Source organism: Geodermatophilus sp. TF02-6 (assembly GCF_003319115.1).
Lineage (GTDB): Bacteria > Actinomycetota > Actinomycetes > Mycobacteriales > Geodermatophilaceae > Geodermatophilus.
On record NZ_QOHF01000019.1, the window covers coordinates 1 to 14162 of the forward strand.

Sequence of the window (14162 nt, forward strand, 5' to 3'; positions counted from 1 at the left end):
GCGGCCGGGGACGGCACGTGGCCGCGGTGCGGTCCCTGGGAGTGGGGGGTCGGAGGCTCCCCCGAGCAGGGACGGGAGTGTGGGGCTCCACGGCGGCCGGGGACGGCACGTGGCCGCGGTGCGGTCCCTGGGAGTGGGGGGTCGGAGGCTCCCCCGAGCAGGGACGGGAGTGTGGGGCTCCACGGCGGCCGGGGACGGCACGTGGCCGCGGTGCGGTCCGGAGGACCGCAGTGTCACCGTGCCCCCGGTGCGACTCGAACGCACACTGCGCGGGTTTTGAGTCCGCTCCCTCTGCCGATTGGGGTACGGGGGCTCACCGGGACGGGCGCTCCCGGTTCGTCGAGCAGCCTAACGCCGACGTCGGGAACGGCCCGGCATCGATAGGCTCCCGCGCGTGAGCAGCGAGCCGACCCGGGTCCTCATCGCCGAGGACGAGGCGCTCATCCGCCTCGACCTCAAGGAGATGCTCGAGGAGGAGGGGTACACCGTCGTCGCCGAGGTGGGTGACGGGCAGCAGGCCGTCGACCGCGCCACCGAGCTGCGTCCCGACCTGGTCGTCCTCGACATCCAGATGCCGGTCCTCGACGGGCTCTCGGCCGCCGAGCGGATCGCCACCTCACGAGTGGCCCCGGTCATCGTGCTGACCGCGTTCAGCCAGCGCGAGCTGGTCGAGCGGGCGCGGGACGCCGGCGCGATGGCCTACCTGGTCAAGCCCTTCTCCAAGAACGACCTGGTCCCGGCGATCGAGGTGGCCCGGGCCCGGTTCGCCGAGATCTCCGCGCTGGACGGCGAGGTGCGCACCCTCGAGGAGCGGCTGGAGGCCCGCCAGGTGGTCGAGAAGGCCAAGGGCAGGCTGATGGCCGAACAGGGGATGACCGAGGCCGAGGCGTTCCGCTGGATCCAGCGGACGGCGATGAACGAGCGGACCTCGATGAAGGCGCTGGCGCAGCGGATCCTCCTCGACCAGCAGCCGGCCGCGGGCCCGACGCCGTAGCGGCCGCACACTGCGAGAGTGACCTCGGTCTCCTCGTCGCGGGAGCTCGTGTCGCCAGGGATCCGGGAGGTCACGACCTCATCACGGTCCGGTCGACCCCTGCGTCGGGCCGGTGTGCGGCAGCTACCTTCCCCCCACTGATCGGGTCATCCCGTCTGGGCTGACCGAGTGCACGACCGACACCACAGTGGGAGTTGTCTGATGCGCACAGGCATCCTCGCCCGGAGCGCTGCCGTGTCCGCTGCGGCCCTGCTCGCCCTCACCGCCTGCGGCGGCGGGGACGACGGGGGCGGCAGCGCCGGCAGCAGCGGCAGCAGCGGCGGCGACAGCGGCGAGAAGCAGGTCAACGTCTACGGCAGCGACGGCAACATGGGCAACGCCCTCGGCGAGGACTTCACCGAGCAGGGCGCCCTCGCCGGGATGAAGGGCACCCTGCCCCTCACCGAGCTGTCCGGGGACTTCCGTGACCGGCTGCTGCAGGTCGACCCGAACCTGGTCGACTTCAACTACTCCGCGGAGACCTACGACGCCATCGTCGTCACGGCTCTGGCTGCCCAGCGGGCGGGCACCAACGACGCCAACGTCTTCAAGGCCTACGTCAACGGCATCACCGTCGGCGGCGACAAGTGCGAGGACTTCGCCTCCTGCCTGGACGTCGTCAACGCCGGCGGCAACCCCGACTACGACGGGCAGTCCGGTCCGCTCAGCTTCACCGACGCCGGCGAGCCGGCCCAGGCCAGCATCGGCATCGAGCAGTTCGGCAACGACAACAGGATCGACGACTCCAAGACCCGCTACGTCCTGCCCGGTGACGAGGCCAACGCCACCACCGACGAGGGGCCGGCCCCGGCCGCGCCCGGCGCCACCGGCGCGGCGCTGGTCATCGGCACCCTGCTGCCGCAGACCGGCAACCTGGCCTTCCTCGGCCCTCCGGAGGTCGCCGGCGCGCAGCTGGCGGTCAACGACATCAACGCCGCCGGCGGCGTGCTCGGCCAGCAGGTGCAACTGATCCAGCGGGACTCGGGTGACACCTCCACCGACATCGCGACCCAGTCGGTCGACGCCCTGCTGCAGGCCGGCGCCAACGCGATCATCGGCGCCGCGTCCTCCGGCGTGAGCCTCACGGTCATCGACACCATCACCGGCGCCGGCGTCCTGCAGTTCTCGCCGGCCAACACCTCGGACCAGTTCACGACCTACAACGACAACGGGCTGTACTTCCGCACCGCTCCGCCGGACGTGCTGCAGGCCGAGGCGCTGGCCGACCTCATCATCGAGGACGGCAACAACACCGTCGGCATCCTCGCCCTGAACGACCCGTACGGCACCGGCTTGGCGGAGAACGTCAAGAACAACCTGGTGGCCGCCGGTCTGGCCGACAGCGACGTCAAGACGGTGATCTACGACCCGCAGGCTGCCAACTTCGACTCCGAGGTGCAGCAGATGGTCGAGTTCAACCCCGACGCGGTCGCGGTCATCGGGTTCGACGAGTCCGCGCGGATCATCGAGGGGCTCAACGCGAACGGCATCGGCCCGCAGCGCTGAGGCACCAGGCGCTCGGGTGACCGCCCGCTGACCAGCCCCACCCCGGGCCGTCCCCGACGGCGGCCCGGGGGACGGCACGACAGCACGACCCACGGCGGCACGACGCACGGCGGCCCGGCACCGGAGACGGTGCCGGGCCGCCGTGCTGCCGGCGGGCGGTCAGCGCTGCAGCCGTGCCGCCCCGGACCGGGCCACCCCTCGCTGCGCCGGACCCCGCGGGAGGTCACCCGCGGTCGTGCCGCGGGTGGAGTCCGTCCCTCCCGCCGACGGGGCCGGCGCCGCCGAGGCCGATCGGTGCTAGTGCGTGCGGGCCAGCGTGCCCAGGTACAGCTCGACGACCTTGGGGTCGTGCATGAGCGCGTCGCCGGTGTCGGTGTAGGCGTTGCGTCCCTGGTCCAGGACGTAGCCGCGGTCGCAGATCTGCAGGCAGCGGCGGGCGTTCTGCTCGACCATGATGATCGACACCCCGGTGGCGTTGATCCGCCGGCAGCGGATGAACACCTCGTCCTGGTAGGCCGGGGACAGGCCGGCCGACGGCTCGTCGAGCAGCAGCACCGACGGGTCCATCATCAGCGCCCGTCCCATGGCCACCATCTGCCGCTCACCGCCGGAGAGCGCCCCGGCCTTGCCCTTGCGCCGCTCGCCGAGCAGCGGGAACAGGTCGACGACGTAGTCGAACCGCTCCTTGAACGTCCTGGGCCGCAGGTAGACGCCCATCTGCATGTTCTCCTCGATGGTGAGGGAGGGGAACACGTTGTTGTTCTGCGGCACGTAGCCGACGCCGAGGGACACCAGCCGGTGGGCCGGTGCGGAGGTGATGTCCTCCCCGCGCAGGGTGACCCTCCCCGACCGCACCGGGATGAGGCCGAAGAGGGTCTTCAGCAGCGTCGACTTGCCGGCGCCGTTGGGGCCGATGATGCCGACGAGCTCGCCGTCGGTCAGGTAGAAGTCGCACCCGCGGAGGATGTCGACCCCGGGCACGTAGCCGGCGACCAGGTCGTCGGCCCGCACCAGGGCGCCCTCGGCGAGGCGGAGGTGCTCCTCGCGGGTGGCGGCCTTCTCCGCCGGGGACAGGGTCGCGGCGCTCGAGGTCGCCTGGTCGGCCCGGGTGAGATCCTCCCCGGACTCGTCGACGGAGAACAGGGGGTCGCTCAACGGTCGGTCCTCTCCTCGGGCGGGACGTCGGAGCTCAGGATCTCGCCGTCCGCCACGTGCTCCTCACGCGCGATCTCGCGCTCGGCCTGGGCGAGGACGCGGTCCTCCTCCTCGACGGTGAGCGGCGCGTCGTGGTGCGCGCCCAGGTAGGCGTCCACCACGGCCTGGTTCTGGCTGATCGACTCCGGCGGGCCCTCGGCGATCACCCGGCCGGCCGCCATCACGACCACCCAGTCGCTGATGTCGCGCACGACGTCCATGTCGTGCTCGACGAAGATCACCGTCATGCCCTGCTCGCGCAGGTCCTTGACGTGGCCGAGCAGGCTCTGCGTGAGCGCGGGGTTCACGCCGGCCATGGGCTCGTCGAGCATGACGACCCGCGGGTCGCTCATCAGCGCGCGCGCCATCTCCAGCAGCTTGCGCTGACCGCCGGAGAGGGTGCCGGCGAAGTCGTCCTTCTTGGTGTCGAGCTTGAACCGCCGCAGCAGCTCCATCGCCTTGTCGGTGTTCGCCCGCTCCTGGCCCCGCCAGGCCCCGGGCAGCAGCGCGCCGAAGAAGCGCTCCCCCTTCTGCCCCTGGGCACCGAGGAGCATGTTCTGCAGCACGGTCAGCCGGGACAGCGCCTTGGTCAGCTGGAAGGTCCGGACCACGCCGAGCCGAGCCACCTTGTGCGGTGCCAGCCCGGCCAGCGACCGCCCGTCGAAGGTCCACGTCCCCCTGTTGGGCGCGTCGAAGCCGGTCAGCAGGTTGAACAGCGTGGTCTTGCCGGCGCCGTTGGGCCCGATCAGGCCGGTGATGCCGCCGCGCTGGATCTCCAGGTGGTCGACCGACACCGCGGTCAGGCCGCCGAAGGTGCGGGTCACGCCGTCGACGACGACCGCCGGGTCGGGCTTGGCGACGCCGACCTCCCAGGGGACGTCCTGCAGGGCCGTCCGGGCCGGACGTCGGACGGCGCCGTCGGCGGCGTCCCGGTCGAGGGAGGCGGCGTGCGCTCCGGTCGGGGCGGGCTCGGGGGACATCGGGTCAGCGGGCATCGAGCATCACCTCTCGTCGGTCACCGAAGATCCCCTGTGGCCGGAAGACCAACAACAGCATGAGCCCGAGGCCGACGAGGACGAAGCGGATCTGCGCCACGTCGGTGGAGGTCAGCAGCCCCTCGGGGATGACGCCGTTGTCGATCAGCGCCCGCAGACCGGTGTCGGCGAACTGCAGGATGAACAGCAGGATCATCGCCCCGACCACCGGGCCCAGCACCCGGGCGGCGCCACCGAGGATGAGCGCGGCGTAGGCGAGGAAGGTGTTGGCGTTCTGGTACTGGTCGGGGATCGCCGACCCGGTGCCGACGGCGTAGACCATCCCGCCGAGCGCGCCGAGGATGCCGCCGAACACCAGCGCCTGCATCTTGTACACGTACACGTTCTTGCCGAGCGCGCGGACGGCGTCCTCGTCCTCGCGGATGGAACGGACGACGCGGCCCCAGGGGCTGCGCATGAGCGCCCAGATGAGCAGGCAGGCCAGCGCCACCAGCAGCCAGCCGACGAGGGCCACCCACAGCTCACCGCCGGACCAGCTGGTGCCCAGCAGCCGGTAGCGCTCGTTGGTGGGCCACGGCGCGAGCTCGAGGAACTGCCCGTTGAAGTCCGAGATGCCGCGGGTGCCGTTGGTGACCGGGGTGGCCGAGACCGATCGGAACAGCAGCCGCAACCCCTCGGCCGTGGCGATGGTGACGATGGCCAGGTAGTCCGCCCGCAGCCGCAGCGTGGGCAGACCGAGCAGCAGAGCCAGCACGACCGCCGCGGCCAGGCCGATGGCGACGCCGACCCAGAAGTCCAGGCCCCACTTGCTCACCGAGATGGCGATGCCGAAGCCGCCGAGCATGGCGAAGGCGATCTGGCCGAAGTTGAGCAGGCCGGTGTAGCCGAACTGCACGTTGATGCCGATGGCCAGCAGGGCGAAGAAGATCGCCTGGAACCCGAGGGCCGCCTTGCCGGCGATGGCCAGGGCGTCGATCAGTTCGCTCACGGGTCAGCCCACCCGGACGCGGCTGCCCAGGATCCCCTGGGGCCGGATGATCAGGATGACGATCAGCAGGAGCAGCCCTCCGACGTACTTGACGTCGTTGGGGATCACCAGGGTCGACATCTGCACGAAGACCCCGACCACCAGGCTGCCCACCAGCGCGCCGTAGGCGGTGCCGAGACCGCCGAGGGTGACCCCGGCGAACATCAGCAGCAGCAGGCGGAAGCCCATGTCCCACTGCACCTGGTCGGACAGGCCGAGCAGGACGCCGCCGAGCGCGGCGAGGGCGCCGCCCATCATCCAGACGACCAGGATCACCCGGTTGACGTCGATGCCCGAGGAGGCGGCGAGGTCGCGGTTGTCGGCGACCGCGCGCATCGCCTTGCCGATCTTGGTGCGCTGCAGCATGACGGCCACCAGCACCAGCACGACGACGGAGACGACGATCGAGGTGAGGTCGGCGTTGGTCAGCCGGAACAGCCCGTAGTCGACCGCCCGGCCGCCACCGACGCCCTGGTAGGGGTTGGACCGGCCGCCGTAGAACAGCTGGATGAGGTAGCGCAGCAGCAGCGACAGACCGATCGAGACCACCAGGGCCGCGATCAGCCCGGTGCCGCGCCGGCGCAGCGGCCGCCACAGCACCAGTTCGTTGAGCGCGCCCACGGCCGCGCCGACCAGCATGGCGATGAGCGCGGCCGGGACGAGCGGCACGCCGCCGTCGACGTTGATGTACCAGGCGACGACCGCCCCGATGGTGACCAGCTCGCCGTGTGCGAAGTTGGTCAGCCCCGTCGTCCCGAAGATCAGCGAGAGGCCGACGGCGCACATCGCGATCAGCAGGCCGAAGCGGATGCCGTCGACGAGCAGTTGGACGGCGCGCACCGAGCCGCCGCCGCCGTCGCGGCTGCCGTCGCTGAGGCCGATGACCACCGCCTGCCGCCGGCCCTCCTCGACGGTGACCGTGCGGCTGTCCTCGCCGGCGAGCACCACCCCGTCGGGCAGGTCGTCCGAGTTCAGGGTGACCACGTACTGGCCCGGGCCGGGCAGGTCGACCTCCCAGCGGCCCTGCGCGTCGGTGTCGACCTGACCGATCCGCGCGCCGTCCGGCGTGGTGACCGTCATCTGCACGCCGTCGATCGGGCCGCTGCGGCTGGTCTGCAGCGTGCCGACGAGCTGCTCGCCCGCGGCCTGCCCGATGCCCGGCACGAACGTGGCCAGCCCCAGCCCGAACGCCGCGACGAGCAGGACCCGGAGGAGGGTCCGGAGGAGGGGGCTGCGCCGCGCGTCGGGTCGGGGGCGGGCCGCGGGGCCCGTCGGGGCCCTGCCGGGTCCCGGTCGTCGACCGTGCCGTCGGGCACGGCCTGCCGCGTTGGTCACTCGACCTCCCTGGCGCTGTGAGTGAGGCAGGACGGTAACCCAGGCGTGTCGCGCGCCGCTGTCGTCGCCTCGGGCTGTGACCTCCCCGCAACCGGCCGCACGTGCCACTCCGCTCTCCGGTGCGGCGCGCCGTCGCGGCCACCGGCGTCCGCAGGTGCACCCTTCCTCCACCGTCCAGGGGAGGGCAGCTGTGTCTGGAACCGGTCCACGGTCCCGCGTCACGACGCGCTCGGCGCGTCCCGACGACCTGCCGGCCGTGCTCGCCCTGGTGCGCCAGCACCGGGCCGAGGCGCACGCCGAGGGCGTGCTGACCGGGCAGACCCCGGGGGCGGCGGCCGCCGCCGGGTTCCGCCGGCTGCTGGCCGACCCGGCCCACCGGGTGGTCCTGGCCGTGCTGCCCGGTCCGATCGCCCCGGACGGCGGGCACGGCGGTGAGGTCGTGGTGGGCCTGGCCGTCCTCGGGCTCGACCAGCTCTCGGTCGTGCTGGGCGTCCCCCAGGTGACCGTCGACAACCTCGTCGTCCACCGGGACCACCGCCGGCGCGGTGCCGGCGCGGCGTTGCTGGTCGTCGCCGCCGCCCACGCCGCCGACCTCGGCGCGGCGCACGTGGTCGCCGCCGTCGGGGGGCACGAGGCCGAGCGGCAGCGGTTCTTCGCCCGGATGGGGTTCGCGCCGCTCACCACCCGGCGGATCGTGCCGCGGGAGACGCTGACGCGGACGCTGGCCTCCTGGCAGCGCGGCGGCGTGACCGTCCCGGTGCCGCGCCGGGTGCCGGTGCGCCGCCGGCCGGTCGCCCGGGTGGTGCCGCTGGTGGACGTCGCCGAGAGCTGACCCGGCCCTCCGGGCCTCCCCGAGCCTGGCTCCCTCCGGGGTCCCGCCGCGAGCGTGCAGACGGTGGGGGGCAGGGGCGGCCCTCCTGCAGGGCCCCGCCGCGAGCCTGCGAGGGGTGGGGGGCAGGAGGGTCCTTTCTCAGGCCGGCTGCAGCATGCAGGTGAGCCGGGCGCTGGCGGTCCGCCGTCCCTGCTCGTCGGTGACCTCGATCAGGAAGGTGGCCAGGGTGCGGCCCCGGCGCACCGGGGTGGCCACCGCGGTGACCACGCCGCTCGTGGCCGCCCGCAGATAGCTCACGTTGAGCTCTACCCCCACGGCCTGCCGACCCGGCCCGGCGCCGAGCGCCGCGGCCCACGAGCCCACCGTCTCGGCCAGGGCGCAGGTGGCGCCGCCGTGCAGCAGGCCGAAGGGCTGCTGGTTGCCCTCCACCGGCATGGTGGCCACGACGTGGTCGGGGTCGTAGTCGGTGATCCGGATCCCCAGCTTGTCGTCCAGCGGGCCCTGGTGCCCGGTGTCGAGCCAGGCGGGGCGGTCCACGGTCACCGGAGCACCGTAGCCAGCCGCGGCCCCGCCGCAGGGTCGGCCCCGTCCCGAGGCTCGCCCCGAGCGTGCGAGGGGAGGGGAGGAAGGGGCGGCCCCGTTGCAGGGCCCACCCCGAGCTCGCGAGCGGTGGGGGGCAACGGGGTCCTCTTAGGATCGCACCGATGTCCGCTCCGGTCTCCGCCCCAGCCACCAGCCCCGCCGTCCCCCCTGCTGCCGGGGCGCGGCCACGGCTGCTGCTGCTCGACGGGCACTCCCTGGCCTACCGTGCCTTCTTCGCGCTGCCCGTGGAGAACTTCGCCACGACCACCGGCCAGCCGACCAACGCGGTCTACGGCTTCACCTCGATGCTGATCAACGTGCTGCGCGACGAGCAGCCCACCCACGTGGCCGTGGCGTTCGACGTGGGGCGCCAGACCTTCCGCAGCGAGATCTACGCCGCGTACAAGGCCAACCGCACCGAGAGCCCGACGGACTTCCGCGGGCAGGTCAGCCTCATCCAGGAGGTGCTGGCCGCCCTGCACATCCCGGTCGTCACCGCCGAGGGCTACGAGGCCGACGACGTCATCGCCACCCTCACCGTCGCGGCCGTCGAGCTCGGCATGGACGTGCTCATCTGCACCGGCGACCGCGACGCGCTGCAGCTGGTCGGCCCGCACGTGACCGTGCTCTACCCGCGCAAGGGCGTCTCCGACCTGGTCCGGTTCACGCCGGAGGAGGTCGAGGCCAGGTACGGCCTCACCCCCGCCCAGTACCCCGACTTCGCGGCGCTGCGCGGCGACCCCAGCGACAACCTGCCCAGCATCCCGAGCGTGGGGGAGAAGACCGCGGCCAGGTGGGTGCGCGAGTACGGCTCGCTCGACGAACTGGTCGACCGGGTCGACACCGTCAAGGGCAAGGTCGGCGACAAGCTGCGTGAGCACCTGTCCTCGGTGTTGCAGAACCGGCGGCTCACCGAGCTCGACCGCCAGGTGCCCCTGGACGTCGGCCCGGACGACCTGGCCGTGCGGCCGTGGGACCGCGACGCGGTGCACACCCTCTTCGACAACCTGCAGTTCCGGGTGCTGCGCGAGCGGCTGTTCGCCACGCTGACCAGCGCCGAGCCGGAGGCCGAGGGCGGCTTCGACGTCATCGAGGACGAGGTGCCCGCCGGCGGCCTGGGTGCCTGGCTGGACCAGCACGCCCGGACCGGCCGCACCGGCGTCGTGTTCCGCGGCACCTGGGGCCGGGGCACCGGCGAGCTGACCGGCATCGCGCTGGCCGCCGCCGACGACCACGCCACCTTCGTCGACACCGGCCCCGACCTCGACGTCGCCGACGAGGCCGCGCTGGCCGCCTGGCTGGCCGACCCGGACCGGCCGAAGGTGGTGCACGAGGTCAAGGGCCCGCTGCTGGCCGTCTGGGCCCGCGGGTGGGACCTCGACGGCGTGGTCAGCGACACCGCGCTCGCCGCCTACCTGGCCCTGCCCGGGCAGCGGTCCTTCGACCTGGGTGACCTGGCCGTCCGGTACCTGCGCCGCGAGCTCAAGGACGCCGCCGCCGAGGACGCCCAGCTCACCCTCGACGGGATGGGTCCGTCGGAGGCCGACCTGGCCCGGGAGGCCGCGCACGCCGACGTCCTCAAGGCGCTGGCGGTCAACGACCTGTCCGACGCGCTGGAGCAGGTGCTGGGGCAGCGCGGCGGCGATGCGCTGCTGGGCGGGATCGAGCTGCCGCTGACCTTCGTGCTCGCCCGCACGGAGCAGCGCGGCATCGCCGTCGACCTCGAGGCCCTGCAGGAGCTGCAGCGCGAGTTCGCCGACGGCGTCGTCGCGGCGGCTCAGGAGGCCTACGCGGTCATCGGCCGGGAGATCAACCTCGGCTCGCCCAAGCAGCTCCAGGGAGTGCTGTTCGACGAGCTTCGCCTGCCCAAGACCAAGAAGATCAAGAGCGGCTACACCACCGACGCCGACGCACTCACCTGGCTGCTCGAGCAGACCGAGGGCCACCCGTTCCTCGTGCACCTGCTGCGCCACCGGGACGTGACCCGCCTGCGCACGGTCATCGACGGCCTCATCCCGATGGTCGACGACGCCAGCCGCATCCACACCACGTTCCAGCAGACGATCGCCGCCACCGGCCGGCTGTCCTCGACCGACCCGAACCTGCAGAACATCCCGATCCGCACGGCCGAGGGACGGCGGATCCGCCGGGCGTTCGTCGTGGGCACCGGCTACGAGTCGCTGATGACCGCGGACTACAGCCAGATCGAGATGCGGATCATGGCGCACCTCTCCGGTGACGAGGGGCTCATCGAGGCCTTCACCTCGGGGGAGGACCTGCACAGCTACGTGGCTGCCAAGGCCTACGACATCCCGATCGAGGACGTCGACCCGGAGATGCGCCGGCGGATCAAGGCGATGAGCTACGGCCTGGCCTACGGCCTGTCCGCCTACGGGCTGGCGCAGCAGCTGCGGATCTCCCCGGAGGAGGCGCGCGAGCAGATGCACGCCTACTTCGAGCGCTTCGGCGGTATCCGCGAGTACCTCGACGGCGTCGTCGAGGAGGCCCGGCAGACCGGCTACACCGAGACGATCCTCGGCCGGCGCCGCTACCTGCCCGACCTCACCAGCGACAACGGGCAGCGGCGGCAGATGGCCGAGCGGATGGCCCTCAACGCCCCCATCCAGGGCTCGGCGGCCGACGTCATCAAGGTCGCCATGCTGCGCGTCGAGGAGGCGATCGCCGCCGAGGGGCTGCGCTCCCGGATGCTGCTGCAGGTCCACGACGAGCTCGTGCTCGAGGTCGCGCCGGGGGAGCGGGCGGCGCTGGAGGCCCTGGTGCGGCGGGAGATGGCCGGCGCCGCCGAGCTGTCGGTGCCGCTGGAGGTCTCGGTCGGCTTCGGCGACAGCTGGGACGCCGCCGCGCACTGAGAGGAGGACGCCCTCTTCCGGGTCCCCTCACAGGCGTCGGGGACGCCCGGGAGAGGGCCGGGGAGCTGGTGTGCGACTGGCGGGACGGCGACCTCTGGTGAGCGCCGGGGACCGAGCCGGGATCAGGCGGGGACGATCCCGCCGGGGTCACGGCGCACCTCCACGTGCGGGCGGGACTGCCACAGTGCCCACTCCGCGCTCACGTCACCGGCGGTGCGCAGCAGCAGCGGCAGGTGCTCGCCGAGCAGCCGGTCGACGGAGGTCTCGGCCGCGTGCACCGTCACGTTCATCGCCGCCCGCACGGTGCCGGTGGCGTCCCGGACCGGCACCGCGACCGAGCGCACCCCGGGCGCGAGCTCCTCGTCGGCCAGCGCCCAGCCCCGGGCGCGCACCTCGGTGAGCTCGTCCCGGAGCTGCTCGGGGGAGCGGCCGATGTACGCCGGCAACCCGGCCCGGCTGGGCACGGCGAGGGTTGCCTCCAGCTCGACGGCGGGAAGGGCGGCGAGCAGCACCTTGCCCTGCGAGGTCTGCACCGCGGGGAAGCGGGTGCCGATCTCCACCCGCAGTGCGATGAGCTTGGGCACCGACACCCGCGCCACGTAGACGACGTCCGAGCCATCGAGCTGGGCCATCGAGGAGGACTCACCGGTGCGGGCGACGAGACCCTCCATGTGCGGCCGGGCGATGTCCCACAGACCCAGGGCGCCGACGTAGGCCATCCCGAGGGTGAGCACCTTCGGCGTCAGCTGGAACAGCCCACCGGAGCTGCGGACGAACCCCAGCTCCTCCAGGGTCAGCAGCAGCCGGCGCGCCGTCGGCCGCGCGAGGCCGGCGGCGGCAGCGACGTCGCTGAGCGACATCGCCGGCCGCTCGGCGCCGAAGCAGGCCAGGACGTCGAGGCCGCGCGCCAGCGCCTCCACGAAGTCCGGCCCGGAGCCGCGTCCTGCCACGCCGCACCCTCCTCACCGTTCGAGTCCCCGTCCGCACGCTCCCGGCGTCGAGGGTGGTGCGCCCCTCCACCCCAGGCGTCCCGGTGCCGCTCCAGGAGTAGGTGCTCGACCCCGAGCCGGCTCAGCAGGAGCGACGTCGTCGGACCGACCGGCCCCCCACCGACGACGACGGACGTGCGGTGGGTCCCGCTCATCGGCCGAGCACCCGTTCCTCGCCGCCGGCCCGCTTGGACTCGTCCTTGAAGTCGGTGTACCGGTACGGGTTGTCCAGGACCTCCGCCTCCGCAGCCGGCACCTCGGGGAACATCCCGGCCTGCCACGCCTCCTCGCCGAGCTCCGCGCGCAGGTGCTCGATGGTGTCCTCGATCTCCCGGCGCACCGGAGCCAGGTCGATCCCGACCAGCCTGCCCTCGTGCTTCACCACGCGGCCGTCGACCAGCACGGTGTGCACGTCGGAGCGCTGCGCCTGGAAGGCGACGTGCCCGAACGGGTTGAGCAACGGGAACGACACCGGGGAGGAGTCGTTCTTGACCAGGACGACGTCGGCCTTCCTGCCGGCCTCGAGGCTGCCCAGGTCGCTGTCGCGGCCGACGGCGTGCGCGCCGCCCCGGGTGCACCACTCCACGACCTGCTGCGCGCGCAGCCTCAGGTGCGTGATCGTCTCGCCCTCGAGGTGCGCGGTGAGGTGCTCGGCCATGCGGTCGGCGTTCAGCGTGGCGCGCATCGCGGAGAACATGTCGCCGCTCCACCACACGCTGGTGTCCATCGACAGCGACACCGGGATGCCGTACCGCAGCACCTGCTCGGTGGGGGCGTGCCCCTGCCCGGCACTGCACTCCGACTCGGTGGCCACCGAGATCGAGCCGCCGGTCGCGGCGATCCGCTGGTAGGAGTCCCGGGTGAGCGTCGACGCGTGGACGTAGGTCGTCTCCGGCGTCATGAACCCGGAGTCGTGCATCTGCTGGATGCCGGTGTCGTTCGTGGCGCCCCAGACGCCGGCGTGCGTCGTCACCGGGAGGCCGAGCTCCCGGGCCGCCTCGAAGGCCGCCTTCTCGGGGAACGCCGGGTCGCCGGTGACGTCGAAGGCGAGCTGCACGCCCATCATGTCGTCGCGGGCGTTGCGCAGCCGCTCGAGGAACGCGCGGACGGCGGGGTCGGCGGTCCACTCCCAGGGACCGGCCTGGATGTTGCCGTAGGCCAGGACGAAGCGGCCGGGCACCGACCGCAGCGCGTCGAGCGCGGCCTCGCCGTGCTCGACCGACTGCAGTCCGTGCGACCAGTCGACGGTGGTGGTCACGCCGGCGTCGAGGGACTCGACGGCGGCCAGCCGGTTGCCCGCGGCGACGTCCTCGGGGCGGAACCTCCTGCCGTGCTCGAGGTAGTACCAGACGAAGTACTGGGTGAGGGTCCAGTCGGCGCCGTAGCCGCGCATCGCGGTCTGCCACATGTGGCGGTGGGTGTCGATCATCCCCGGCATGACGATGCCGCCGCGGGCGTCGACCTCCTGCGTCCCCTCCGGCACCTCCAGGCGCGGCCCGACGGCTTCGATCCGGTCGCCGACGACGAGGACGTCGGCGTCGCTCAGGACCGTGGACGAGGGGTCCATGGTGAGGACGGTGCCGCCCCGGAACACCAGCGGTCGGCCGGCCTCCGGTGCGACGGACTGGGACGGGCTCATGCTGGGCCTCCTCGACCTCGTCGACTCACCGGACGGCTGTCCGCATCGCGATCACGGGGTCCGGGATGGCGCCACCCTGGCCGTGACCTGCGTCACGTGTCAAGGCCTCGACGTCGCAGCCGGCGCGCGGTTGACAGCGGAAAACGGCGGCGCCCAGACT

The 14162-nt window shown here is 72.9% G+C and carries 12 protein-coding genes and 1 tRNA gene; 4 read left to right on the forward strand and 9 right to left on the reverse strand.

The features are described 5' to 3' along the window. Window positions 1-239 precede the first annotated feature (239 nt). A tRNA-Leu gene (locus DQ238_RS16520) sits at window positions 240-313 on the reverse strand. 81 nt (window positions 314-394) lie between these two features. Between DQ238_RS16520 and DQ238_RS16525 the strand changes: the two genes are divergently transcribed. Both DQ238_RS16525 and DQ238_RS24260 read left to right on the forward strand, forming a co-directional pair. Continuing rightward, complete coding sequence (locus DQ238_RS16525; RefSeq protein WP_113782367.1) at window positions 395-994, forward strand: ANTAR domain-containing response regulator; 600 nt, start codon at window positions 395-397, stop codon at window positions 992-994. Window positions 995-1228: 234 nt separating this feature from the next. Next, window positions 1229-2539, forward strand: a complete 1311-nt coding sequence (locus DQ238_RS24260) for an ABC transporter substrate-binding protein (protein ID WP_305037574.1) — start codon at window positions 1229-1231, stop codon at window positions 2537-2539. Window positions 2540-2836: 297 nt separating this feature from the next. Here DQ238_RS24260 and DQ238_RS16535 read toward each other — a convergent pair whose 3' ends face one another. The 4 genes from DQ238_RS16535 to DQ238_RS16550 are packed head-to-tail and all read right to left on the reverse strand — an operon-like array spanning window position 2837 to window position 6919. Next, window positions 2837-3694: an ABC transporter ATP-binding protein gene (locus DQ238_RS16535; RefSeq protein WP_199506406.1), complete on the reverse strand. Its 858-nt coding sequence runs from the start codon at window positions 3692-3694 to the stop codon at window positions 2837-2839. Further along, window positions 3691-4728 carry an ABC transporter ATP-binding protein gene (locus tag DQ238_RS16540; RefSeq protein ID WP_113782369.1) on the reverse strand — a complete coding sequence of 346 codons (1038 nt, stop codon included), beginning with the start codon at window positions 4726-4728 and terminating at the stop codon, window positions 3691-3693. Before DQ238_RS16540 ends, DQ238_RS16535 begins: the two co-directional genes overlap by 4 nt. Next, a complete protein-coding gene (locus DQ238_RS16545) occupies window positions 4718-5716 on the reverse strand; it encodes a branched-chain amino acid ABC transporter permease (protein ID WP_113782370.1) in 999 nt (332 codons plus the stop codon). Before DQ238_RS16545 ends, DQ238_RS16540 begins: the two co-directional genes overlap by 11 nt. Before the next feature lie 3 nt (window positions 5717-5719). Then, complete coding sequence (locus DQ238_RS16550) at window positions 5720-6919, reverse strand: branched-chain amino acid ABC transporter permease (protein ID WP_233496031.1); 1200 nt, start codon at window positions 6917-6919, stop codon at window positions 5720-5722. 427 nt (window positions 6920-7346) lie between these two features. Between DQ238_RS16550 and DQ238_RS16555 the strand changes: the two genes are divergently transcribed. Beyond that, window positions 7347-7922, forward strand: coding sequence for a GNAT family N-acetyltransferase (locus DQ238_RS16555; protein ID WP_113782371.1), 576 nt, complete (start codon window positions 7347-7349; stop codon window positions 7920-7922). Window positions 7923-8060: 138 nt separating this feature from the next. Here the strand turns inward: DQ238_RS16555 and DQ238_RS16560 are convergent, their stop codons facing one another. Continuing rightward, window positions 8061-8465 (reverse strand): PaaI family thioesterase, encoded by a 405-nt coding sequence (locus tag DQ238_RS16560; RefSeq protein ID WP_113782372.1) that lies wholly within the window; start codon window positions 8463-8465, stop codon window positions 8061-8063. 161 nt (window positions 8466-8626) lie between these two features. Here DQ238_RS16560 and polA point away from each other — a divergent pair, with 161 nt between their 5' ends. After that, window positions 8627-11374, forward strand: a complete 2748-nt coding sequence (gene polA / locus DQ238_RS16565; RefSeq protein WP_113782373.1) for a DNA polymerase I — start codon at window positions 8627-8629, stop codon at window positions 11372-11374. 122 nt (window positions 11375-11496) lie between these two features. Here polA and DQ238_RS16570 read toward each other — a convergent pair whose 3' ends face one another. The 3 genes from DQ238_RS16570 to DQ238_RS16580 are packed head-to-tail and all read right to left on the reverse strand — an operon-like array spanning window position 11497 to window position 14002. After that, entirely contained in the window at window positions 11497-12285 is a 789-nt protein-coding gene (locus DQ238_RS16570; protein WP_370447525.1) for an IclR family transcriptional regulator C-terminal domain-containing protein, read from the reverse strand. Continuing rightward, complete coding sequence (locus DQ238_RS24455; RefSeq protein WP_113782375.1) at window positions 12168-12518, reverse strand: FAD-dependent monooxygenase; 351 nt, start codon at window positions 12516-12518, stop codon at window positions 12168-12170. The genes DQ238_RS16570 and DQ238_RS24455 overlap by 118 nt, the downstream gene beginning before the upstream one ends. After that, window positions 12515-14002 (reverse strand): amidohydrolase family protein, encoded by a 1488-nt coding sequence (locus DQ238_RS16580; RefSeq protein ID WP_113782376.1) that lies wholly within the window; start codon window positions 14000-14002, stop codon window positions 12515-12517. The genes DQ238_RS24455 and DQ238_RS16580 overlap by 4 nt, the downstream gene beginning before the upstream one ends. Window positions 14003-14162 lie beyond the last annotated feature (160 nt).